This window comes from Herbiconiux sp. L3-i23, assembly GCF_023734115.1.
GTDB lineage: Bacteria > Actinomycetota > Actinomycetes > Actinomycetales > Microbacteriaceae > Naasia.
The window spans coordinates 1,382,009-1,405,188 of the sequence record NZ_AP025737.1 but is presented as its reverse complement, the minus strand read 5'-3'; the positions used below and the strand labels follow the sequence as shown (position 1 = coordinate 1,405,188).

Below are 23,180 nucleotides of genomic sequence, written 5' to 3'. Positions count from 1 at the left end.
GAAGACTAACCGCGCGCACTGCGCCACTCATTAGGCGCTGCAAACAGGAAGGACGCCGAAATCAGGCACCCTTCGCGCGCCGCAGTGCGGTCAGCAGCTCCGGCCCGCGGCGGTCAAGCAGCGCACCGCCCTGGCGGATGCCGACGATCATCAGCACCACCCCGAGCACTACGCCGACGGCCAGCGTAAGGACACCGAAGAGCACCTGTCCCGTGATCAGCCCGATCGCCCCGAGCACTAGCTCGGGGATCGCCAGCGCGAACACGATCGCCCAGGTCACGAACATCTGCAGCTGGCCCGCAAAGGAGCTGCCCGACGGAGACTTGAAAGGGCTGTCCCCCGCCGCCGGCACCGGCATCAAGAACCGGGCCGATGCGACGCTCGAGACACCGAAGCCTGTCAGCAGGACGCCCAGGGCGATGCCCAGCAGCGCGGGGATGTCCGCGGCGCGATCGAGCGCGATCAGCGGGACGATGGTTGCGACCAGCACGAGCGGCACCGAGATGATCGCGAATGTCCACACCCGACCCGCCCGGTCTGCGCGGCCGCTCAGGCGCGACGACAAGTGCGAGGCGAACGCGGTGCCGTCGTACGACACCTCCGCGCACAACGTGATCGACAGGATCGCCGCGAAGATCGGGCCGAGGCCCAGCAGGAACCAGTCCGAGCCCGTGAAGGCTAGGAACACGGCCAGGATGGCGAGTGCGGGTAGGACGACGAGGGATCCGCCGTAGCGGGGGTCGCGCATCCAGTAGACGGAGGTGCGGGCGGCGACCGCGCCCGTCGGGGTGCCGGGGAACCAGTTGAACGGTCCGAGGCCCTTCGACTTCGACGACCCTGAACCGGCGCGCGGCGACGCCACCAGCAGCACGGCGAGGCTGCGGCTCCACAGCAGGACCAGCACCGCCAGCGTGACGAGCGCGATCGCGAGCTTCGCCAGCGCCTCGAGCGGGCGGCCGAGCGCAATGTCGCCCGGGATCGACCACGGAGCGCCGAGCGGCGTCCACGACACAATCGACGCAATGCGCGGCAGGTCGCCGGCGATCGACTCCACCGACGAACCGACCAGGCCGATGATCGGGCCGATCAGGATGAGCGGCACGAAGACGATCACGCCCATCACCTCGCGGTAACGGCGTCCCGACGACAGCGACGCGCCCACCGACTCGAACGCCTTCGACGCGGTGACGCAGATCAGCACACCGAGGGCACCGGCGAACGGCGCCGCGATCAGTGCGGTCGGCTCCCGCACCCAGCTAAGGGTCGTGCCGAGCGCCGCCACGGCGGTCACGATCGCCGGGACGCTGAGCAGCGCCACGGCCAGCAGCGCGACGACGAGGCGGCGCGGCTGGATCGGGAAGGTGCGGAATTTCTCGACGCTGAGCGACTGGTCCATCGCACGCAGTAGAAGCGGCACGATCACCCAGCCGAGCACGGTCACCGCGCCGACGAGGGTGGCAACCATCCAGATGGTCTGCGGGTCGGTGAACGACAGCGCGAAAAGGCCGATGACCAGGCCGACGAGCACGAACAGACCCCACAACGCACCGAGCAGGGTCGAGATGAGGATCAGGGTGCTGCGGCGCATCCCGTTCCACATCAAGCGGTAACGCAGGCTCAGGAGGTGTGCAACCATGCCGGGCCCTCCGAGTGCTGGCGTCCGCCGACGAGCTCGACGAAACGGTCTTCGAGGGTAGATCCGCCGCGCACCTCATCGACGGTGCCCGCGGCGAGCAGCCGGCCGGCGCCGATCACGGCGACGTGGTCGCACATGCGCTGCACGAGATCCATCGAGTGGCTGGACACGATGACGGTTCCGCCGCCGCGGACGTATCCGGCGAGGATGTCGCGGATGTTCGCCGCCGACACCGGATCCACCGACTCGAACGGCTCATCCAGCACCAGCAGACGCGGAGCATGGACGAGGGCGCAGGCGAGCGCGATCTTCTTCTGCATACCGGCCGAGTAGTCGACGACGAGGGTGCCGCCCGCGGACTTCAGGTCGAGCAGGTCGAGCAGGTCGGAGACGCGTTCGGCGACGGTCGGCTTGTCCATGCCGTTGAGGAGGCCGTGGTAGGTGACGAGCTGTTCGCCGGTGAGCCGGTCGAACATCGCGATGCCGTCGCTCAGCACGCCAACGAGCGACTTCGCCTTGACGGTGTCGCGCCACACGTCGGTGCCGAGCACCTCGATCGTGCCGGCGTCGGGGCGGAGGAGCCCGGTCGCCATCGACAGGGTCGTCGTCTTGCCGGCGCCGTTCGGGCCGACGAGACCGTAGAAGGAGCCGGTCGGGACGGTGAGGTCGAGGGTATCGACCGCGACCTTCTGACCGAACGACTTGCGTAAGCCGGAGATGCGTAAGGCTGGTGCGCCGCCGGGGGCGACGGGTTCAGGCGACGGGACGGCAGGTGCTGCGGTTTCGTTGGCCATGTCCAGCACGTTAGGGAATGCTCGGCTCGCTCGCGTCCGTCTCAAGGGGGACCCACAGGTGGGCGCTTGCGACTGTTCCCTTCGTATCGCTTCGCTCAACGGGCGGGTGCGCGAAGGCCCAGCGGCTCGCGATGAGCTGCCGGGCCTCCGAGCGAGTCAACGCCTCAGCGGCGGGCGGCGCTGCGGCGGGTGACCGCGATCCAGATCAGCAGGGCGATGATGGCGCCGATGATCGAGCCGATGATGCCCGCGGGCTGGAGGAAGCCGTCCTGCGCGTCCTGGCCGAAGAGCAGGAAGCCGAGGAAGCCTCCAATGAACGACCCGACGATGCCGAGCAGGATCGTCGCGACGATTCCGACGTTTTGCTTGCCCGGCACGATCAGTCGGGCGAGAGCGCCCGCGATCAGGCCGATGACGATGATGCTGATGATGAGACCGAGCATGATGTCCGCCTTCTTCGTTGGTGCACGTCTACCGACATGCGCTTCCCCGACTGCGCCCGAGTGAGCGCGGCGCCGGGATGAGGTTCCAGTCTTTCCACCCTTGGGGAGGTGGGACTACACCCCTAGGGAGGGTTAGCGTGGGCGCATCATGAACGGCTCCGACGCGATCACGGTCGCCCTCGTCGACGACTACGACGTCGTGCTCATGGGGCTGGCCCGGATGTTCGACGACTACCGCGACCGCGTGCTCGTCGCCGAGATCAACGCGAACACCGACACCAACGACCGGGTCGACATCGTGCTCTACGACTCGTTCGCGCAGCCCGAATCGGATCACGACCAGATCGCCGAGCTGGTGAAGAATCCGAGTGCCGACAAAGTCGTCGTCTACACCTGGAACTTCCAGCCCTCGCTCGTGCAGAGCGCCCGCGACCACGGCGTCGACGGGTACCTGTCGAAGACACTCGGCGCAGGCGAGCTCGTCGAGGCGCTCGAGCGCATCCACGCCGGCGAGGTCCTCTTTATGGAGGAGCCACGTCGGGCACGGAGTGCGCCGGGACTCGATTGGCCGGGCAAGCGCGAGGGGATCACGGATCGGGAATCCGAGATCCTGGCGCTGATCACGCAGGGCAAGAGCAACGCCGAGGTCGCCCAGCTCACCTACTTGAGCCCGAACACGGTGAAGTCGTACATCCGCAGCACCTACCGCAAGATCGGTGTCGAGAGTCGTACCCAAGCGGTGCTCTGGGGTGTGGATCATGGGTTCACGCCTGATCACCATCGGATCGATCACTGGCGGGGTGGGCCGTAGGCGGGACTCCGTATCGCTTTGCTCAGCGGGCGGGCCGGGTTCCAGCAGAAAGTGAGTCGACGTGGCGCGGTCGCGGCGGATAGAAGGACGGTTTGCGTCTGTGGTAATCGGCGCGCTCATCGTGCTGGTAGCTGTCTGGTACTTCGGGACTCAAGGACGCTCCCGGCGCGAACGTTCCGGTCGCTGGGAGCTCGGGGGCCTCCGAAGCTGAAGCGGTGGTCGAGCGGGTCGTCGATGGCGACACCGTGATCGTCACGTTCGACGGCGGGAGTCAGCGGGTGCGCATCCTCAATGTCGACGCCCCCGAGAGCGTCAAGCCGGACTCGCCGGTCGAGTGCCTGGGGCCCGAAGCGTCGGCGTTCACGTCGCAGCTGCTCCCGTCGGGGACGTCCGTGCGGCTCGCCTTCGATGTCGAGCCGACCGGCCGGTACGACCGGCTGCTCGCCGCGGTCTACCTCGAGGACGGACGTAGCGTCGGCACCGAGCTCGCGCGGGCCGGGCTCGCCGAGCCGGTGCAGTACGGCGACAACTTCCGGTTCCTCGCTGAGATCGAAGCGGCGTCCGCCGAGGCCCGCGCAGCCGGCGTCGGCTTGTTCGCGTCCGACCTCGCCTGCGCCCAGTAGCGCCCATCTCGACGCGACGAGCGGCTGCAGCTTCGCCGCGGGCTAGCGGAGCCATGCCGCGCTCGGCAAGGTGGTGTCATGGGAACCACGAACTACGCCAACGCGTTCATCCAGGTCGCCGACGACTGCCCGGTGAGCGGGCCGGAGGAGCCTCCCGCGAACGCGAAAAGGCCCGACCGTGGCAGCACTTCAATACGAGCTCATCGCCGCGCATCCCTACGAGTTCACCTCCGACGATGTTCTGTTCGAGGTGTATGCCACCCGCCAACAGATCGCGGATGCCGACAAGCCCGCCGCGCGAGAAGCGTTCTTCGCGAAGGATCAGGCCTGCTTCCGTTCGTCGCCGCTCGGCAAGCGGTACGGGTGGGGCACACACCACGATGCGGAAGGCCGGCTCGCGCTCGTCGCGCTCGGGTCGGAGCGGTACGCCGAGTTGGTGGCGGACGACGGGATCAAGCAGCTGAAGGCGATGCGGTCGAAGCGGGCCTAGCTGTTGCGATGAACTGCCCCAGGCGTGACGAAGGGACCCCGACCGGTGGTGGCGGGGTCCCTTCGTGTCGCTTCGCTCAACGGGCGGTCCCGGATGGGCTAGGCGTCGGCGAGCTCCCGGGCGTCGGAGGCGATGACCGACTCGAGGCGGGCGTAGCTGGCCTCCATGCCGCCGACCATTCCCGTGTTGAGCACCATGTCGCGGACCTCGGCGCTCGGGTAGGTGATCAGGATCGTGAGCAGCGTGCCACCCTCCACCGGAGTGAGGGTCATCTCGTTGGTGGTGCCCGGGCCCTCCATGCCGATCATCGACTCCGTCGTGACCGCGCGGTAGGGCGCGTCGCTCTCGAGGAGCTCGCCGGTGAAGCCGAAGCGGCCCTCTCCCCCGTCCTGCTCCCACTCGTAGCGGTAGGTGTCGCCCACGTTCGTTGCAATCTCGCAGACGGGCATCGTCCAGCCGTCGGGGCCGAGCAGCCACTGCTTCATCAGGTCGGCATCGTTGTGCGCCTGCCACACCTGCGCCACCGACCCACGAATGACGCGAGAGACGCGCACCTTTGTGTCGCTGAGGATCTGCGACTCGGCTGCGTGGTCCGCCGCGAACGACGAGAGGTCGGCGAGCACGTCGTCGATCTGCGCCATCGACTGACGAAGGCCTTCCTCCATGCCCATCGCGAGAACCTGCTCGAGCCCCTCGAGCGAGTCGTAGGAGGAGACCGTGGTTACTCGGGTGCCGGAGTCGGTGGGAGCGAAGGTGAAGTACATCCGCGTGACCGGGAGCCCGGTGGTCGCGGTGCCATCCTCGGCGAGGAAGCCGTCGTTCACGACGAACGAGTTCGGGGCGTCGACGGCGGTCCACTCCCAGTAGCCGCCGTGCGAGTCGCCGTTCTCGGTGCCGGTCATCGCGTAGATGCTGCGGCCGCCGACCGCGACATCATGGCGGGTGAAGGTGGCGGGATAGGTGGGCGGACCCCAGAAGCGTTCGATCTGGCGCGGGTCGGTGTAGGCGTCCCACACTCGCTGCACCGGGGCGGCGAAGTCGGCGACGATCGTCAGGGTCAGTGCGTCGAGATCCTTCTCGACAGAAGTGACGGGCATGACAGAACCTTTCAGTCGGATTTCGTGGGGGTGTCTTCTTCGAGCAGCGCGTCGAGTCGATCGATGCGCGCCCGCCAGATGGATTCGAACTGGTCGAGTGCCGCCTGCGCGCGCCGGATCGCGTCCGGGTTGCCGCGCACGATGCGCTCACGTCCACGAGGTTGCTTGGTCACCAGACCCGCCTCCTCCAATACGGCGACGTGCTTCTGCACGGCCGCGAACGACATGGCGTACGAGGTGGCGAGCTCGGAGACCGTCGCCTCGGCACGGAGTGTGCGTCGGACGATGTCACGCCGGGTGGCGTCGGCGAGGGCGCGGAACATGCGATCCACGTCGTCGTCGCTGAGTTCGATCTGCTGTCGTACAACCATTTGGTTGTAGGTTAGGACTCGCCGAGATCGAGCGCAAGGGGGTAATAAGAAGCCGCCCACGAGCCGCTGCTACTACCCTCGAGACCGCTGAGACAAGAGATGCTTACAAGACAGGGAGTTGAGGGTGCGCATCAATCCCGAGGACTTCCGAGTCACACCGGACTCGACAATCGAGGACATCGACCTCGACGAAAAACCATGGACCACCCTGTCCGGGCAGATCCTCGACGAGGCAGCGGCCGAGCGACTCGCCGCTGAACTACTAGCGAAGCGGCGAGCGATCGACTAGCTCGCAGTTCGCCGCGTCGCCGCGGCGCTTGACATCCCCCGGCGCTTGACTGAGACGCTAATCATCAACGTGTCGTCGACCGCGGGCCTGCAGGGCTTCGCCGCCGAGCCGGCCTATGTCGCGTCGAAGTGGGGTGTCCGCGGACTGACGAAGGCAGCCGCGCTCGAGTTCGCGCCGCTCGGCATCCGCGTCGTGTCGGTTCACCCGGGCGTCGTCGAGACGCCGATGACCGCGCAGGTGCAGGAAGAGTCGTACAACCAGCAGCCGATCCCCCGCATGGGCAAGCAGAGCGAGGTGACGGCGCTGATGATCTTCCTCGCCGCCGAGGCCACCTACAGCACCGGCTCCGAGTGGGTCATCGACGGTGGCGCCGTGCTCGGCCCCGTCGTGCCGGTGCCGATGGAGGACTGACCTTCCGGCGCCGCTCGTCGAGCGCAGCGATACGGAGGTGACTGTTCCCTTCGTATCGCTGCGCTCAACGAGCGGGATATCGCAGCCTGTAAGAACTCTGGGAGTTGACCGGGCTTCCGCTTTGGGCTCGCTATCGTGCTGGGGACCTCGCCACCCCCACGAGAGGCCCCCTTCCATGCTGCGTTTCCTCTACTTCGCGCTCGTCGCCGTGCTCGTCGTCGGCACGACCCTGCTCATCCCGCTCGCCTCGATCCGCGAGTTCCAGGGCGCCGGCTGGCTCTTCGTCACCCTCTGCGCCGGTCTCGCGATGGCATTGCCTCCCGTGACATTCGGCTCCCAGTGGCAGTACTGGCCCTCCGATCCGTTCCGCGGCGACGGCGCCACGCAGTTCCGCCGCTGGCTCGTCATCGTGACCGCGATTCAGATCATCGGAGCCGCCGCTCTCATCACCGCGTCCGTCCTCGGCGCCCTCCCTGTGTGGCTCGTCATCGCGCAGGTCGTCGGCTCGGCGGCCGCCACCGCCGCGTTGTACGCGATCGCCAATCACCTCCAGAAGACGGCGCTGCCGCCCCGGGACGGAGGCGGCACCGGGGTCGTCCGCTTGAGCGCCCGGCGGGTGGCCCGCAACGTCAGCTTCGGAGCAGGCATCGGACTCGTCATCGGCGTGACGATCGCCGTCGGACTGAACTTCGCCGTCGGCGACGGCAACCCCGGCGACCTCCTCGACACGGGCTGGTTCGTCCTCGCCATCGTCATGCTCGCAGCGGGAAGTTCGCTCTTCCTCCCCGTCTACGAGGGGTCGCAGGCTGTTCGCGCCACGACGCACGGATCCTTCGGCCTGAGCAAGCGCGTGCAGCGGCGAGTTCTCTCGGGCAAGAACGAATCGCTCACTCCCGACGAGCTCGAGCGAGCAGATGCCTACGCGTCGGGCATGCAGCGCCTGCTTCCGGTGCAGGCGTGGCTGTTCGGACTGATCTTCGGTGCGCAGTTTCCGCTGCAGCTTCCGCGGATCCTGAGTGACGACGAGCCGGACCTGCTGAACGTGATCTCGGTCTCGCTCCTGGTCGTGGCAATCGTGTTCCTCGTCGTGGCCTACGGGCGCTATTTCAGGAACCTTCGGCGGTATGTCCATGAGCGCGAGGGCGAGCGCACCGTCGGAGTCGCTACGTCTACGCAGTAATTCGGACCGCTCGCCCCGCGCCGCAGTGCGGAGGCCGGCGTACCCTTCGTATCGCTTCGCTCAACGCGTGAACGGGAAGGCGGAGGCAGGGATCGGCGATCCGTGGGTAACTGCGGCCTGAACGCCGCCGCAGATCGACGCGAATGTGGAGGAACCAACACATCTGGAGGATCCTCATGCCGAAGAACATCGACATCACCGTTCTCAACCTCAGCGGAAAGCTCGCGATCGTCACCGGCGCCAGCGACGGCATCGGGCTGCGCGTCGCCTCGCGACTCGCGCGCGCCGGTGCCGACGTGCTCATGCCCGTCCGCAACGAGAAGAAGGGGCAGGATGCTGCCCGCCGCATCCGCGACGACGTCGCCGGCGCGAGGATCGAGGTTCGCACGATGGACCTGTCGTCGCTCGCGTCGGTCCGCGGTTTCGCCGACGAACTCCTCCGCGACGGGCGACCGGTCGACATCCTCATCAACAACGCCGGAGTGATGACCCCGCCGACGCGGCAGGTGACCGTCGACGGGTTCGAGCTGCAGTTCGCCACCAACCATCTCGGACACTTCGCGCTCGTCGGCTCACTGCTGCCGCTGCTCAAGGCGGGCCGCGCCCACGTCACGAGCCAGGTGAGCATCGCCGCCAACACGGGCGCCATCAACTGGGACGACATCAACTGGCAGAACAGCTACAACGCGGGGCGTGCGTACGGCTCGTCGAAGATCGCCTTCGGCCTCTTCGCTGCAGAACTCGATCGGCTCAGCGCGGCGGGCGGGTGGGGCATCCGCAGCAACCTCTCGCACCCGGGCGTCTCCCCCACCAACCTGCTCGCCGCGCAACCGCAGATGGGACGCCCGAGCGTCACCACAGAGTGGAGAGTGATCAGCTGGCTCTCGCGCCACCGCATCCTGCTCGGCACCCCCGAATCGGCCGCGCTGCCCGCCGTACTCGCCGCGACAAGCCCCGACGCCAAGGGCGGACAGCTCTACGGGCCGCGCGGTCTGGGGCACCTCGGCGGCGCTCCCGCCGAGCAGGCGATGTACTCGCGGCTGCGCAGCGAGGCGGATGCGCGCCGCGTCTGGCAGCTTTCCGAACGGCTCTCCGGCGTGGTCGTCGCCTCGTGACCGCGGCACCCAGGGATTCCGGGTCCCTGGCACGCGCGCCGCGTACCCCGCAGACTCGTCGCATGGATCGTGAACAGCTCGCCGACTTCTTGCGGCGCCGACGCGAAGCGCTGCAGCCCGAAGATGTGGGGCTGGGGCGGGGCGCTCGCCGCCGCACCGCCGGGCTGCGACGCGAAGAGGTCGCGGCGCTCAGCGACATGTCGGTCGACTACTACAGCCGGCTCGAGCAGCAGCGCGGGCCGCAGCCGTCGGAGCAGATGCTCTCCGCGATCTCGCGGGGGCTGCGGCTCAGCCTCGAAGAACGCGACCACCTGTTCCGCCTCGCCGGGCAGAACGCGCCCGCCCGCGGTCCGCGCAGCGACCACGTCTCACCCGGCCTGATGCGCATCCTCGACCGGCTCGCCGACACTCCCGCCCAGGTCATGAACGACCTCGGCGAGACGCTCATCCAGACCGCCGCAGCGCGGGCGCTGTTCGGCGACGAGACCCGGCACGAGGGGTTCCGACGCAGCGTCGGATACCGGTGGTTCGTCGACCCCGACGCGCGCGCGGCGTATCCGGTGGAGGATCAGGCCGCCCTGTCACGTGGGTTCACCGCCGGGCTCCGGTCCATCGCGGCCCAGCACGGACGCGGATCCCGCGCCGCCGCCATGGCCGAGGACCTCCTGGAGCGCAGTCCCGAATTCGCCGAGCTGTGGGCGGCGCACGAGATCAACGCGGTGCATGCGCGGGAGAAGCGGGTGATGCATCCCGAGGTCGGGGTCATCGAAGTGCAATGCCAGGTGCTGCTCGACGAGGAGCAGGGGCACTCGCTGCTCGTGTTCACCGCGACGCCCGGCACCGAGAGCTACGAGAAGCTGCAGCTGCTGTCCGTCATCGGCGAGCAGCGCATGGGGTCCGTGGGCTGACCCCGGTCGTTGAGCGAAGCGATACGGAAGCAGTGTGTCCCTTCGTATCGCTGCGCTCAACGGGCGGGTGAGCCCACCGCTCGTTGAGCGAAGCGATACGGAGGCAGTGCGTCCCTTCGTATCGCTGCGCTCAACGGGCGGGCGGGCGCGGGTCAGGTGAAGCTGAGGACCGCGTCGCCCCAGCCCTTGCGCAGGCCCGCGTCGAGGTCGTGCTCCACGCGGTCGGTGCGGTCGATCACGAGGCTCGCCCGGTCGGCGTCGTACGACGGCCACTCCGATCCCGGGGTGCCGGTCGCGGCGAAGGAGGTCCACCACTGGGTCATCCGGTCCGAGATCTCCTCGCCCGTGCGGCGGCCGCCGAGCGCGAACGTGTAGTCGCGGCGATTGGAGTCGAGGTTGCCCCAGACGTACGGCAACTCGGTCGCGTGCGCCGCCGCCATGCCGATCAGGCGCAGCATCGGTGTCGCCCAGTCGAACCGGTACAGGTAGGTCGGCGCGATGGTCGAGTGGCCCTCGACGAGCCAGACGGTCGGCATCCGGAATCCGATGTCCCGCGCGATTCCGAGCCCGACCGCCCGCGACCGCACCCCCTCGTACGCGCCGAGCAGCTGCTCGCGCGACGGCAGCACCGCATCAGGGTTTTCGGACGCGAGCCGCTGCATCATCGTCGTGATCGCCGCCGGGGTGATCGGCATCAGCGGCGACTTCATGAACTTGAACAGCGTCGCCTCATCGTGATTCGTGCCGATGATCAGCGGCACCGGCAGGCCGCGCCCCTGATGCAGCACCGTGATGGGATGTTCGGGAAGCAGGTCGCCGTCGACCACGGGCGCGAAGGCGAGCAGGCCCGGCGACTCGCTCGGCACCGAGCTGTACACCCGGGTCGCGGCCTCGACGATCGCCGACACGGGCATCGACCGCACCTCACCGATCGGGCCCTCACCCATCCGCGCCTCGGCGAGGAAATGCTCGGCGACGAGCTTCGAGCGGGCAGGCCCGTACATCGACGACGCGGGCGAGCTCTCGGCGATCGCCCGGTGAAACAGGCCCTCGGCGCTGGGGGTCGCGAGCAGGGCGGTGATCATGCCGGCGCCGGCGCTCTCGCCGAATACGGTGACCGCGTCGGGGTCGCCGCCGAAGGCCGCGATGTTGTCGCGCACCCACTCGAGTGCGAGCAGCACGTCGCGCAGCGCGAGATTCGAGTCGAACTGCTCGGTGTCGGTGGCGAAGGAAGTGAGGTCGAGGTAGCCGAGCGCGCCGAGCCGGTAGTTCACGGTCACGATGACGACATCGCCGATGGAGGCGAGGGCAGCGCCGTCGTAGACGGGCTGGCTCGCCGCGCCGTAGGTGTAGGCGCCGCCATGGATCCACACCATCACCGGGCGTGCGGGCGCCGGGTCGGAGTTGCTCGGCAGTGATGCGGATGGGCTCCACACGTTGAGAAAGAGGCAGTCCTCGCTGAGCGCGACGCCCTCGCCGAGGTGCATCTCGGGCACGAGCTCCTGCGGCGACGCGTTGCCGAAAGCCAAAGCCGTGACCGGTTCGGCGGCTGCCGGAGCCGGACGCGGGGCTCGCCACCGCAGCGGTCCGACCGGGGCTTCGGCGTAGCGGATGCCCTTCCACACGGCGACGCTGCCGTCGCGGCGACCGATGAAGGTGCCCGCCGACGCCGCCGCCTCGACCCGCTCGCCCTCGTCGGGGGTGAGACCCGCGGGTGACGTGATGGCATCGGTCATGGTGGCCACGATCCCACACCCGGCACGCCCTCCGCCGCCTCGAACCGCAGATCAGTGTGCTGAGGTGTGTGGGTGCAGTACTTCGGTGTCGACCTCGCGTGGGGTGTCGGGTCCGCCGCGCGGCCGGCGAATGAGTCGGGTCTCGTGGTGATCGATGAGCGCGGCGTCGTGATCGATGCGGGGTGGGCCCGCGGCGTGGATGAGGTCGCCGAGTGGATCACTGAACGGATGGCCGGGGGCGCGGTCGTCGCCGCCGACGGGCCGCTCGTGGTTCACAATGCGCCGAGGATTATGCGGGAGTGCGAACGCGAGGTCGGTCGACGGTATGGGCGGTGGGGGTTCTCCGCGTATCCGTCGCATCCGGGGCTCGGGTGGTTGAGCGGTGTGGCGCTGCGGGAGCGGCTCGAGAGTGCGGGGATCGCGTACACCGACGGCACTCGCGTCTCGGCCGCCGACGAGCTCGTCATGTTCGAGTGCTATCCGAGCACCACGATCGTCGGGATGCCCGAGCTCGGCTACGACGAACGCAAGCCGCGGTACAAAGGGCGCGATCCGAAGTTGTCGCCCGCGGAGAGTCGAGTGACTCGGGCCGCGATCTGCGATGAGTTGATTCAACGAGTGGCGACGCTGCGGGATGCGGATCCGCCGGTCGATCTGATGAGTCACCCGGTCACTGCCGCGTTGGTTTCGGAGCCGTCGCCGCTGAGCGACCGCGTATACAAGCATCGGGAGGACTTGCTCGACGCGGTCCTCTGCGCGTGGACGGCGAGCATCTGGCACCGGCATGGCGAAGCTCGCACGCTGATCCTCGGCCGGGACTCGGAGCCGGACGAGTCGGGTCGGCGGGCGACGATCGTGGCGCCGGCGAGGGCCGAGCACCGGGCGGTGATGCCGGCTGGTCGCTGAGGAGGGCCGCCAGGCCCGTCGCGATGCGACAAAGGTTTCATCATCGCCGGACGGGGGAATCTGCGAGTCCCGTCATTTCGCGACGGGCCTGGCGGCCCTCCTCAATGACCAGATGCCCGCCCGTTGAGAGGAGCGATACGAAGGCGCGAGGGTGCCTTCGTATCGCTTCGCTCAACGGGCGGTCGGGTTCCGCTGGTCGCTGAGGAGGGCGCTCTGCGACCGTCGCGATGCGACACGAGTTTCTGCGTGTGCCGGACCAGGGGAACCTGCGAGTCGCGTCATATCGCGACGGGCCTGGCGGCCCTCCTCAATGACCAGAGGCAGCTCAGTTGCACTGGTCGCTGAGGAGGTCGCTCTGCAACCGTCGCGATGCGACACGAGTTACAGCGAGGCCGGACTTGGGAACCTGCGAGTCGCGTCATTTTGCCACGGGCCTGGCGGCCCTCCTCAATGACCAGAGCAGCTCAGTTCCGCTGGTCGCTGAGGAGGTCGCTCTGCAACCGTCGCGATGCGACACGAGTTACAGCGGCGCCGGACTTGGGAAGCTGCGAGTTGCGTCATTTCGCGACGGGCCCGGCGGCCCTCCTCAATGACCAGAGCAGCTCAGTTCCGCTGGTCGCTGAGGAGGTCGCTCTGCGACCGTCGCGATGCGACAGGGTTTCTGCGTGCGTCGGACTAGCTAACCTGCGAGTCGCGTCATTTCGCGACGGGCCTGGCGGCCCTCCTCAATGACCAGATGGAGCACGACGGGTCTCACTGGTCGCTGAGGAGGTCGCTCTGCGACCGTCGCGATGCGACACGGGTCTCTGCCTGCGCCGGACTTGGGAGTCTGCGAGTCGCGTCATTTCGCGACGGGCCTGGCGGCCCTCCTCAATGACCAGATGCCCGCCCGTTGAGCGGAGCGATACGAAGGGTGCAGTGCCTCCGTATCGCTTCGCTCAACGAGCGGCCCGGGTCCCTCAGCTTCGATGGAAGTGCGAGTCGCGTCATTTCGCGACGGGCCTGGCGGCCCTCCTCAATGACCAGGTGGAGCCCCGGCGTCTTGCCTTCGTATCGCTTTGCTCAACGGGCGGCTGGGGTTCCAGGCCTCAAGGGAAGTGCGAGTCACGTCTTTTCGCGACGGGCCTGGCGGCCCTCCTCAATGACCAGGCGGCGCGCCGTGGCGGGTGGGCGGGGGCTCGGCAGTAGCGTGGCGCGACTGCTCCGACGGCGGGGCGCGAGAGGGTGGAGATGGCTGCCGAAGCCGGGTGGTACAGGGCGTCCGACGAGGACGAGCGGCTGCGGTACTGGGACGGGTCCGCTTGGACCGAGCACTACGCCCCCGCGCCACCCACACCCGCTCCCGCACCACGAGCGTCGGGCGCCGTCTCGCGGATCCCGTTCCTCACCTGGGTCGGCGCCGGCGCCTTCGCGCTCTTCGGCATCATCACCCTCATCTCCAGCGGGATCGGCGGACTGCTGATTCTCGCCGGCATCGTCGCGCTTTTCAGCGCCCTCTACACACTGGCGACCGGACGCCGCTCGTGGCTGCTGCTCGGCACCCGCAAGCTCGGCGCCGCCGTGCTCGCCGGCGCGCTCGTCACTGTCATCGCCGGCACCAGCGTCTACGGCGCGACCACCGGGCGGGCCGACGCCGACCTCGCGGCGGCCACCTCGACCGAGACGGCGTCGCCCATCCCGACGAAGACCGCTCGACCGACACAAACACCCACCCCGACCCCCACCGCCACCGTCGAGCTCGACCCCGACGAGCCGGTCGCCGGGGGCGCCATCGCGGTCGCCGCCACCGCGCCGAGCAGTTCCGTGCGGGCGGTCGACCTCTTGGCGACGCTGCCCATCAAGGGCCGCGCCGCGAAGACCGGCTACGACAGGGTCGGGCAGTTCGGGCAGGCGTGGCTCGATGTCGACCGCAACGGATGCGACACTCGCAACGACATTCTCCAGCGCGACCTCGTCGACGAAACACTGTCCGGCCCCTGCAAGGTGCTCACCGGACGCCTCGCCGACCCGTACACCGCGACGACGATCGACTTCGTCCGCGGCAACACCACGAGCACCCTCGTGCAGATCGACCACGTCGTCGCGCTCTCCGACGCGTGGCAGAAGGGCGCCCAGCAGCTCACCGCCGAGCAGCGCACCAGCCTCGCCAACGACCCGCTCAACCTGCTGGCGGTCGATGGCCCCGCGAACAGCCAGAAGGGCGACGGCGATGCGGCCACTTGGCTTCCCGCCAACCGCGCCTTCCGCTGCGCCTACGTCGCACGACAGGTCGCGGTGAAGGCGACCTACTCGCTGTGGGTGACGGCGGCCGAGCACGACGCGATCGCCCGTGTGCTCACCGCCTGCCCGGATGAGATGGCGCCGATCTCGGGCTTCACGCCGATCCCCGCACCGCCGGCGCCCGAGCCGGCGCCCGTCGTCGCCCCCGCGCCCGCACCGGTCGTCGAAGCGCCGCCCGCACAGACCGCACCCGCGCCCGCCCCGGCACCGGTCGCCGACGCCTTCTACGCCAACTGCGACGCCGTCCGCGCCGCTGGAGCGGCACCGATCTACGCCGGCCAGCCCGGATACTCGCGCAAGCTCGACCGGGACGGCGACGGGGTCGGCTGCGAGTAGCGCGGAGCGACGCGCTCGGGCGGCGATCCGCGGGATCAACGCCGGGATCGACCGTCCGCGCACGGCTCCGAACCACCTACGGCACCGGGTCGGAGCGGTTCATCGACGGCGGCGCCGTACTCTGCCCATCGCGCCGGTACCGGTGGAGGACTGAGTGCCCCGACTGTTTCTTGAGGGCGATTCTCGTCGCCATCTCCATCTCGGTTCGCCCCCGGTCAGGTCTCGCGGAGATAGTCGCGCAGGGCCGACATGGAGCGATTCATGATGGCGATGAGGTCGCTGTTCGCGACGGCGCCGGAGGCGAGCCACTGCTCGTAGGCCGACGTGGCCAGCGCCATGCTGACCTGACCGGCGACGTTGGGCAGGGCGCTCCCTTCTGCTTCGGGTCCGAGCTGCCCGACGACGAAGCGCTCGATCTCCGCCTTCCACCGGGCGTTGCGCAGCACCGAATGCGCCTGCAGCGACGGCGTCGAGAAGATCAGGCTCATACGGGCGCGGTGGGACGGCCGGGCATCGTCCGGGAACTCGTTGAAACGCAGGACACCGTCGTGGATCCTTGCCCACAGCGGCAGATCATCCGGGGTCGTGGCGAGGATGTCATGGAAGCGCGGGAGCGTCGCATCGAAGGCCCCCCAAGGGATGTCGTTCTTCGACGGGAAGTAGCGGGTGACGGTGCGCGGCGATACGCCGAGTTCCGCGGCGATCATCGCAATGGTCGTGTCGCCGAAGCCGTACGTCTCGAACAGGACGAACGCCGCGCGCTCGATCTCACCGCGGGAGGTGGCCGCGGGGCGACCGCGGAAGCTGTCGACAGCCTCTCGATGGGCGGCCCCGGCATCCTGCTGCGGCACAGTGGCATCCCTTCTCGAAAGTCAGCCGGAAGGCGGGCGAGATGGAGAAGCTCCTCATCTCGGTGATGGACAGTACCGCGTACCGGCCCGCGAACGCATCGGAGCCTTCGACTGATTTTGGCATCGAGCGCCAAAAAGGCACGCAGAGGTGGAATCATGGCGGGTACCACTCAACTCTCGAGGCCGTGGCGGCATTACCAACGAAGGAACAGCCGGTGACCGATAGGACGCGCACCGCGTCGTGGCGACGCTCGCGCCGGGCCCCGGCGCCGACGGTCGAGAAGGTCGAGCGCATCGCCTATGCGGGCGCGGCTCGGATCGCGTGGACGACCGGGGTCCGCTTGCGGGCGGGCAGGGTCATCGTCGGCGGGTCGCCGTCGGAGGTCACGGTACTGCCGCCGGACACGCTGCCATTCGCGAGGCGACTGTTCGCTGCGGGACGCGCGGGGCTCATCGCCTCGAATCCCGTCGAGCAGCGAGCTGCGCTCGAGCTCCTCGATCGGGGCATCGCGGATCCACTTCCGATGCCAGCCGGGGAGGCGACGCGGCCGACGGACGTCGACGTCGTGGTTCCGGTGCGGGGCGACGCGGGCGTGCTCGCGGACTGCCTCGCCGCGCTGGCGCAGGAGGGGCTGCCGGTCACGGTCGTCGACGACGCGTCTGAGCCGGCAGAGGCTGCTCGGATCCGGCGCCTGACTCTCCGGTACGGAGCGAGATTGGTCGTTCGCGAGACGAACGGCGGCCCTGGTGCCGCTCGCGCGACCGGGGTCGCCGCGACCGAGCGGCCCTTCGTCGCGTTCGTCGACGCCGATGTAGTCGCCGCGCCGGCATGGGTGTCGCAACTGAGGCCGCTGTTCGATGACCCTCTGGTCGGTGCGGTGGCACCGCGTGTGGGTCCGCTGATTACGGGAGCTTCGGCGATCGAAGGGTACGAGCAAAGGCACTCGAGCGTCGACATGGGCGAGGAGCCGAGCCGGGTGGTCTACGGGGTGCCAGTCAATTTCCTGCCGACAGCCTCCGTGATCGTCCGCCGCAGCGCCCTCCCCGATCCGCCGTTCGACCCCGAGTTGCGGGTGGGGGAAGACGTCGACCTGTTCTGGCGCATGAGTGACGCGGGGTGGACCGTGCGCTACGCCCCCGACGTGGTGAGCCACCACCGGGTGCGCACCTCGCTCCGCGACTTCGTCGGTCGTCGCGTGAGCTATGGCACCGGTGCAGCCTCCCTCGACGCGCGGCATCCGAACCGCCTGATTCCCGCCTGGCTCTCAGTCATCGGGCTGTCGATGATCGCAGTGCTGACGAGTCGCCACCGGTGGGTGCGGGCTCTCGTCCTGCCGATCGCCGCGCTCGAGTTCCTGCGCCAGCGTCGGGTACTGGGTTCTGAGGTGCCGGCGTCCGTCGCGGTGGAGATGACCGGCCGCTCGCTCTACAACGACGCGTACTGGCTCGGCCATCTGCTGCGACGCGAATGGTGGCCCATCGGCTGGGCAGTGCTCGCCGTCACGCCGTTCTCCCGCGTCGCGCGCGTCGTTGCGGCGTGCATGATGTGGCCGCCGATCCGCGATCACATCCTGAGCACGTCACGTGTCGACCCGGCGCGCGGCCTCGCCCTGCGGATGATGGACGACGCCTCCTACGGCACTGGCGTCATCGTCGGCGCCGCCCGTCGGCGCGAGTTCACCGTGATCGGACCCCGCGTGCACGTTCCACGCTGGACGAAGGCATAATGGCACCGGGTGCCAATGACGTCGCAGATCGGTGGACCACGCCGCGTGACGCAATCGGGCGCGAGAGCGAGAGCGAGAGCGAGGAGATCGAATGAGCAAGATCTGGCCGTGGGTGAAGAATCCCTGGTTCGAAACGGTGCTCGAGGCGCAGCGCCGCACCAAGAAGTTCCTTCCGGCGTCGGTGTATGCGGCGCTCGTGGCGGGATCCGAGAGGGGCCGCACGCCGCAGGACAACGTGAGCGCCTTCGCCGAACTCGAGTTCAAGCCGAAGGTCGCAGGCCACAAGGCCGAACGCGACCTGTCGACCACCATCCTCGGGGTTCCGGTGTCGATGCCGGTGATGATCTCCCCCACCGGTGTACAGGCGATCCGCCCCGAGGGTGAGGTCGCCGTCGCGAAGGCCGCCGCGCGCCGCGGCACCATCATGGGCCTCAGCAGCTTCGCCTCGAAGTCGGTCGAGGAAGTCACGGCGGCGAACCCCAACACGTTCTTCCAGATGTATTGGACGGGGTCGAAAGACGACATCCTGCAGCGCATGGAACGCGCGAGGGCGGCGGGCGCCAAGGCGCTCATCACCACCACCGACTGGTCGTTCTCGATCGGCCGCGACTGGGGCAGCCCCTCGATCCCGGAGAAGATGAACTTCCCGGCCGTCTACAAGATGATGCCTGAGGGCATCGTGCGGCCCAAGTGGACGCTGACCTGGCTGAGGGCGGGCCTGCCCGACCTCACTGCGCCGAACTTGAAGCCCCCGACCGGCCCGGCGCCCACGTTCTTCCAGGCCTATGGCGAGTGGTCGCGGACACCGCCCCCCACCTGGGAAGACCTCGAGTGGTTGCGTGAACAGTGGGGCGGCCCGTTCATGGTCAAGGGCATCTCCCGCATCGACGATGCCAAGCACGCGGTCGACATCGGCGCCGACGCGATCTCCGTGTCGAACCACGGCGGCAACAACCTCGACACCACCCCGGCGCCGATCCGTTGTCTCCCCGGCATCGCCGACGCCGTGGGCGACCAGATCGAGGTGCTCCTCGACGGCGGCATCCGCCGCGGCGGTGACGTCGCCAAGGCGCTAGCACTCGGCGCTCACGCCGTGATGATCGGCCGCGCCTACCTCTGGGGTCTCGGCGCGAACGGTCAGAAGGGCGTCGAGAACGTCCTCGACCTGCTGCGCATGGGACTCGATTCGGCCGTGCTCGGCCTCGGGCACTCGTCTATCTCGGAGCTCAGCCGGGACGACCTCTACGTTCCCGCGGGCTTCGAGCGCGCGTTCGGCGCCGACGGCGATGCCGCTCCGGCAGCCGCGCCGCAGCAGAGGAAGACGAAGAAGCCGGTGGCCGACCGCCCCATCGAGAAGACCATCCAGTAACCCGGAAGAAGAAGGGGAACATCGACCCTGTCGGTGGCCCTGAAGCAGTGAGGAAAGTAGCGGATGGCCACCCCTGAAGTCGGCGCGCGCTGGAGCATGCCGTTCCCCGAGCCTCCCGTCCGCACGCGAGTCACGTCCGAGTTCACGACGCGGGTGCCGCTCGCGTGGACCTCAGGCGTGGCTCTGCGCGCGGGTGAGGTCACGATCGGCGGATCTCCGTGGGCGGTCACTCGACTACCTGAGTCGGTGCTCCCCTTCGCGCGGAAGCTCTACGCGGCGAACCGCACCGGCATCACCGCGTCCACTCCAGAGGAGCAAGACGCTGCGGTCTACCTGCTCGACCGCGGTATCGCCGACCCGCTGCCGTCGTCGGAAGCGCAGGCGGAGAAGCCGTCGGATGTCGAGATCGTCGTCCCCGTCTACGGCGACCCCGGCCCGCTCGAGCGGTGCCTCGCGTCGCTCGATGCCGAAGGGGTGCCCGTGATCGTCGTCGACGACGCCTCACCGGCCCCGCACGCGGCCCGCATCCGGCAGCTCGCGGAGAAGCACGGCGCCCGGCTCATCGTGCGAACGGAGAACGGCGGGCCGGGAGCGGCGCGCACCGACGGGTTCAAGGCGTCCACCGCGCCGATCGTCGCGTTCATCGATGCCGATGCGATCGCGTCGCCGAAGTGGGTATCCCGGCTTCGCCCGATCTTCGAAGACCCTCTCGTCGGGGCGGTCGGCCCCCGAGTACTTCCCGACGTGAAGGGCACGTCCGACATCGAGCTGTACGAAGAGGCGCGCTCCGAGCTCGACATGGGCGCCGACCCGAGCCGGGTCGTCTTCGGCGTCCCCGCCGGCTGGCTGCCCACCGCCTCCGCCATCGTCAGGCGAAGCGCCGTCACGGAACCCCCGTTCGATCCCACGATCCGCTTGGGAGAGGACGTCGACCTGTTCTGGCGCATGCACGAGGCGGGGTGGACCGTGCGCTACGTCACCGACGTCGTCAACCATCACGAGGTGCGCACGAGGATCGCCGACTTCACGTCCCGTCGCGCCGGGTACGGCGGCTCTGCCGCAGACCTCGAGATACGGCATCCCGGCAGGCTGACCCCCGCCAGTCCGTCGCTCGCAGGACTCGCGGTCATCGCGACACTCTCGAACAAGAGGGGGTGGGTCCGCCTGCTGGCGCTCCCCATCGCCGGTTATGAGCTTGTGCGTCAGCGACGGATGCTCGGGCCCGACATGCCGCTGTCGGTCGCGATCGAGATGACCGGCAGATCGCTGTTCTCCGACGCGTTCTGGACGGGGCACCTGTTGCGCCGCGACTGGTGGCCCGTTGGCTGGGGCGTTCTCGCGCTGACCCCGTTCTCCCGCCTGGCCCGTGGCGTCGCCGCGGCGATGGCGTGGGAGCCGGTGCGCGATCACCTGCTGCGTCCCACACGGCTCGGCCCCGTGAAGAGCCTTGCGTTGCGGCTGCTCGACGACGCCTCGTACGGGACCGGGGTGATCCGTGGGGCGATCCGCAGGGGCGTGCCCGCGGTCGTACTCCCCCGCGTGCGTTTCCCCTCCTGGCCGCGGAGGACGACGTCGGGCGGCGTGTCGATGCAAGCCGGACCGCAAGTCGCGGACCCCCAGTAGGTCTCAAGCAAGACCCGCGCGACTTCCGCGCGGGATCCACTCACGAAGAGGAAGTCTGTTCATGTCGTCGCGCGCCAACCGGAGTGTCCTGCTGCTGTCGCTGTCCCTCGTCGTCGGCCTCGCGGCGACCGGCTGCTCGTCGGATTCGGGAGAGCCAGGCAGTTCCGATCAGCCCATCAAGATCGGAGCCATCAGCTCGCTCACCGGTCCCGCGCCCTTCCCCGAGGTACCCGGAGCCGCGCAGGCGGTGTTCGACCAGGTGAACGACGAGGGCGGAATCAACGGGCGCATGATCGAGTACTTCTCCGAGGACGACGGGGCCGATCCTGCCAAGGCCAGCCAGTCGGCCCGTCGACTCGTCGACGAAGAGGGCGTCGTCGCGATGGTCGGCGGGGCCAGCCTCGTCGAGTGCAGCGCCAACGCGGCCTTCTACGAGCAGCGCGACGTCGTGAACATCATGGGCACGGGCGTCGAGCCGTCCTGCTTCGGTTCGAGGAACATCGCGCCCGTCAACGCCGGCACCTTCAACGGCTACGAGAGCCTCCTCTGGTTCGCCAAGGATGAGCTCGAGGCGGAGCGGATCTGCCCGGTGATCCTCAAGAGCGAGGGGCTCACCGAGCCGTACCTGGCATTGCTCGACGCGTGGCAAGACAAGGCGGGCATGACGTTCGCGCACGTCGACACGTCGGTCAATCTCGGCGACGACCCGACCCCGGCGATTCTCGCCGTGAAGGATGCGGGCTGCGATGCTGTCGCTGTGAACCCCACCGAGCCCGAGGGTGTGTCGTTCATGAACACCGTCCAGCAGCAGGGCGTCCTCGATCAGGCCGATTGGCTGATGCTGTCCAACGTCTACACCGACTCCGCCATCGAGGCGTTGCAGGCGCAGGGAACGACCGATGGCGTGTACGCCAACTCCGAGTTCCTCCCCGCCTCCGCCGACGCTCCCGAAGTCGCCGAGTGGCGCGAGACCCTGGAAGCGGCTGATGTGCCGATCACCTCGCTGTCCGAGGGCGGCTACGTGGCGGCGCAGATCCTCGTCGAGGTGCTGAGGAGCATCGACGGAGAGATCACCGCAGAATCGGTGGCAGAGGCCCTGCGCGGCGCCGGCGAGATCGAGAACCCGCTCATGGGTATGCCGTACGTGTTCGACGACTCCGATGCGCACAATCCGAACCGGGCGAGCATGATGGTGCGGGCGACGGAGAACGGGTGGGAGCCCGTCGGCGACTGGGTCGAGGTTCCGGAGTAACCGCGGCACCACGACGGACGCTCGTGAACACGATGCACCACGACAAGGCACGTGATCATGCTTGAAAGCCTCGTCGCCGGACTGGTCAATGGGGCCGCCTACGCGATTCTCGCCGTATGCATCGTCGTGCTGTACCGGCTCGGAGGGGTGTTGAACGTCGGCCAGGCGGCGCTCGGAGGCCTCGGGGCCTACAGCTGCTACACCCTTCTCGGGCTGGGCGTTCCGCTGCCCGTCGCGGCGATCCTCGGCGTCGCGGCCGCGGCGTCGGCGTCGGCGCTCGCCGGGGGGCTGTTCGCGCGCTGGTTCGCGGAACCGACGGAAACCGTCCGGGCCACGGTCGCAGTGGTGCTGCTGATCCTCGTGCTCACGCTCGGGTTCCGCCTGTTCGGCGACTCTCCGCGGGTCATGCCGAGCCTGGTTCCCGCGGTGTCGTTCGACCTCGGCGGTGTTCGGGTCTCCCTGACGACCGTCGTCGCGCTGGCGCTCACCTTCCTCCTCGCGGGAGGCCTGTCGCTGCTGCTCTCACGGACGCAGATCGGCCTCCGCCTGCAGGCGATGTCCGAGCGGCCGACGACTGCTCAACTGCTCGGCGTGAACTCGCATCGGCTCGCGATCGGCGCGTGGGCGGCGACCGGGGCGGTGTCGACCCTGGCCATGCTCCTCGTCGCGCCCACCCGGAATCCGACGTTCGAGACGATGGCGTTCCTCGTGGTCCCTGCTCTCGCGGCGGGGCTCCTCGGGGCCTTCACGAATGTCTGGGTCGCGGCTGCGGGTGGTCTCGCCATCGGCGCCCTCGAGGGAGTCGGCGTGCACCTGCCGCTCGTCGCCGATTATCGAGGCGCGCTTCCGTTCGTCATCATCATCGTCGCGCTCATCTGGCAACGCAGGCGGGAGGTGTGGGGTGAGGCCCGATGAGGGACGGCGCGAGGTGA

Annotated in this window: 22 protein-coding genes; 15 read left to right on the top strand and 7 right to left on the bottom strand. The window is 68.8% G+C overall.

What is annotated here, in order from left to right:
* Positions 1-61 precede the first annotated feature (61 nt).
* The 3 genes from NGH83_RS06630 to NGH83_RS06620 all read right to left on the bottom strand — a co-directional run bounded on the left by NGH83_RS06630 (position 62) and on the right by NGH83_RS06620 (position 2,873).
* Complete coding sequence (locus NGH83_RS06630; RefSeq protein WP_251858271.1) at positions 62-1,636, bottom strand: transporter; 1,575 nt, start codon at positions 1,634-1,636, stop codon at positions 62-64.
* Positions 1,618-2,430, bottom strand: a complete 813-nt coding sequence (locus NGH83_RS06625) for an ABC transporter ATP-binding protein (protein ID WP_251858270.1) — start codon at positions 2,428-2,430, stop codon at positions 1,618-1,620. The genes NGH83_RS06630 and NGH83_RS06625 overlap by 19 nt, the downstream gene beginning before the upstream one ends.
* A 164-nt stretch (positions 2,431-2,594) precedes the next feature.
* Positions 2,595-2,873, bottom strand: a complete 279-nt coding sequence (locus tag NGH83_RS06620; protein WP_251858269.1) for a GlsB/YeaQ/YmgE family stress response membrane protein — start codon at positions 2,871-2,873, stop codon at positions 2,595-2,597.
* A gap of 148 nt (positions 2,874-3,021) precedes the next feature.
* On the opposite strand from NGH83_RS06620, the gene NGH83_RS06615 reads away from it, so the two are divergent.
* The 3 genes from NGH83_RS06615 (at position 3,022) to NGH83_RS06605 (ending at position 4,797) form a co-directional block, all read left to right on the top strand.
* Positions 3,022-3,684, top strand: a complete 663-nt coding sequence (locus NGH83_RS06615) for a response regulator transcription factor (RefSeq protein ID WP_251858268.1) — start codon at positions 3,022-3,024, stop codon at positions 3,682-3,684.
* Between the two features lie 215 nt (positions 3,685-3,899).
* Positions 3,900-4,307 (top strand): thermonuclease family protein, encoded by a 408-nt coding sequence (locus tag NGH83_RS06610; RefSeq protein ID WP_251858267.1) that lies wholly within the window; start codon positions 3,900-3,902, stop codon positions 4,305-4,307.
* Between the two features lie 178 nt (positions 4,308-4,485).
* Entirely contained in the window at positions 4,486-4,797 is a 312-nt protein-coding gene (locus NGH83_RS06605) for a DUF6157 family protein (RefSeq protein WP_251858266.1), read from the top strand.
* Positions 4,798-4,895: 98 nt separating this feature from the next.
* Here NGH83_RS06605 and NGH83_RS06600 read toward each other — a convergent pair whose 3' ends face one another.
* Both NGH83_RS06600 and NGH83_RS06595 read right to left on the bottom strand, forming a co-directional pair.
* A complete protein-coding gene (locus tag NGH83_RS06600; RefSeq protein ID WP_251858265.1) occupies positions 4,896-5,894 on the bottom strand; it encodes an SRPBCC family protein in 999 nt (332 codons plus the stop codon).
* An 11-nt stretch (positions 5,895-5,905) separates the two neighbouring features.
* Positions 5,906-6,265, bottom strand: coding sequence for a metalloregulator ArsR/SmtB family transcription factor (locus NGH83_RS06595; RefSeq protein WP_251858264.1), 360 nt, complete (start codon positions 6,263-6,265; stop codon positions 5,906-5,908).
* Positions 6,266-6,389: 124 nt separating this feature from the next.
* On the opposite strand from NGH83_RS06595, the gene NGH83_RS06590 reads away from it, so the two are divergent.
* From NGH83_RS06590 to NGH83_RS06570, 5 genes are all read left to right on the top strand, one after another.
* Positions 6,390-6,554, top strand: a complete 165-nt coding sequence (locus tag NGH83_RS06590) for a hypothetical protein (RefSeq protein WP_251858263.1) — start codon at positions 6,390-6,392, stop codon at positions 6,552-6,554.
* Between the two features lie 45 nt (positions 6,555-6,599).
* Entirely contained in the window at positions 6,600-6,965 is a 366-nt protein-coding gene (locus tag NGH83_RS06585) for an SDR family NAD(P)-dependent oxidoreductase (RefSeq protein WP_251858262.1), read from the top strand.
* A gap of 175 nt (positions 6,966-7,140) precedes the next feature.
* Positions 7,141-8,145 carry a hypothetical protein gene (locus NGH83_RS06580; RefSeq protein ID WP_251858261.1) on the top strand — a complete coding sequence of 335 codons (1,005 nt, stop codon included), beginning with the start codon at positions 7,141-7,143 and terminating at the stop codon, positions 8,143-8,145.
* A gap of 176 nt (positions 8,146-8,321) precedes the next feature.
* Positions 8,322-9,260, top strand: coding sequence for an SDR family oxidoreductase (locus NGH83_RS06575; protein ID WP_251858260.1), 939 nt, complete (start codon positions 8,322-8,324; stop codon positions 9,258-9,260).
* A 62-nt stretch (positions 9,261-9,322) separates the two neighbouring features.
* Positions 9,323-10,168, top strand: a complete 846-nt coding sequence (locus tag NGH83_RS06570; RefSeq protein ID WP_251858259.1) for a helix-turn-helix transcriptional regulator — start codon at positions 9,323-9,325, stop codon at positions 10,166-10,168.
* Between the two features lie 152 nt (positions 10,169-10,320).
* On the opposite strand, the gene NGH83_RS06565 is transcribed toward NGH83_RS06570, so the two are convergent.
* The gene (locus NGH83_RS06565) at positions 10,321-11,904 is read right to left on the bottom strand and encodes a carboxylesterase/lipase family protein (protein ID WP_251858258.1); all 1,584 of its coding nucleotides are present in this window, start codon (positions 11,902-11,904) and stop codon (positions 10,321-10,323) included.
* Positions 11,905-11,976: 72 nt separating this feature from the next.
* Between NGH83_RS06565 and NGH83_RS06560 the strand changes: the two genes are divergently transcribed.
* Entirely contained in the window at positions 11,977-12,810 is an 834-nt protein-coding gene (locus NGH83_RS06560; RefSeq protein ID WP_251858257.1) for a DUF429 domain-containing protein, read from the top strand.
* Between the two features lie 1,230 nt (positions 12,811-14,040).
* The gene (locus NGH83_RS06550) at positions 14,041-15,426 is read left to right on the top strand and encodes a DUF1524 domain-containing protein (RefSeq protein ID WP_371872776.1); all 1,386 of its coding nucleotides are present in this window, start codon (positions 14,041-14,043) and stop codon (positions 15,424-15,426) included.
* 215 nt (positions 15,427-15,641) lie between these two features.
* Here NGH83_RS06550 and NGH83_RS06545 read toward each other — a convergent pair whose 3' ends face one another.
* On the bottom strand, positions 15,642-16,277 hold the full coding sequence (locus NGH83_RS06545) for a TetR family transcriptional regulator (RefSeq protein ID WP_251858256.1): 636 nt from the start codon (positions 16,275-16,277) through the stop codon (positions 15,642-15,644).
* Between the two features lie 215 nt (positions 16,278-16,492).
* Here NGH83_RS06545 and mftF (NGH83_RS06540) point away from each other — a divergent pair, with 215 nt between their 5' ends.
* The 5 genes from mftF (NGH83_RS06540) to NGH83_RS06520 all read left to right on the top strand — a co-directional run bounded on the left by mftF (NGH83_RS06540) (position 16,493) and on the right by NGH83_RS06520 (position 23,163).
* On the top strand, positions 16,493-18,004 hold the full coding sequence (gene mftF, locus NGH83_RS06540; RefSeq protein WP_251858255.1) for a mycofactocin biosynthesis glycosyltransferase MftF: 1,512 nt from the start codon (positions 16,493-16,495) through the stop codon (positions 18,002-18,004).
* Positions 18,005-18,095: 91 nt separating this feature from the next.
* Positions 18,096-19,373 (top strand): pre-mycofactocin synthase MftD, encoded by a 1,278-nt coding sequence (gene mftD / locus NGH83_RS06535; protein ID WP_251858254.1) that lies wholly within the window; start codon positions 18,096-18,098, stop codon positions 19,371-19,373.
* Between the two features lie 63 nt (positions 19,374-19,436).
* Positions 19,437-20,996 (top strand): mycofactocin biosynthesis glycosyltransferase MftF, encoded by a 1,560-nt coding sequence (gene mftF, locus NGH83_RS06530; protein ID WP_251858253.1) that lies wholly within the window; start codon positions 19,437-19,439, stop codon positions 20,994-20,996.
* A gap of 61 nt (positions 20,997-21,057) precedes the next feature.
* On the top strand, positions 21,058-22,248 hold the full coding sequence (locus NGH83_RS06525) for an ABC transporter substrate-binding protein (protein ID WP_251858252.1): 1,191 nt from the start codon (positions 21,058-21,060) through the stop codon (positions 22,246-22,248).
* A 57-nt stretch (positions 22,249-22,305) separates the two neighbouring features.
* Entirely contained in the window at positions 22,306-23,163 is an 858-nt protein-coding gene (locus tag NGH83_RS06520) for a branched-chain amino acid ABC transporter permease (RefSeq protein ID WP_251858251.1), read from the top strand.
* Positions 23,164-23,180 lie beyond the last annotated feature (17 nt).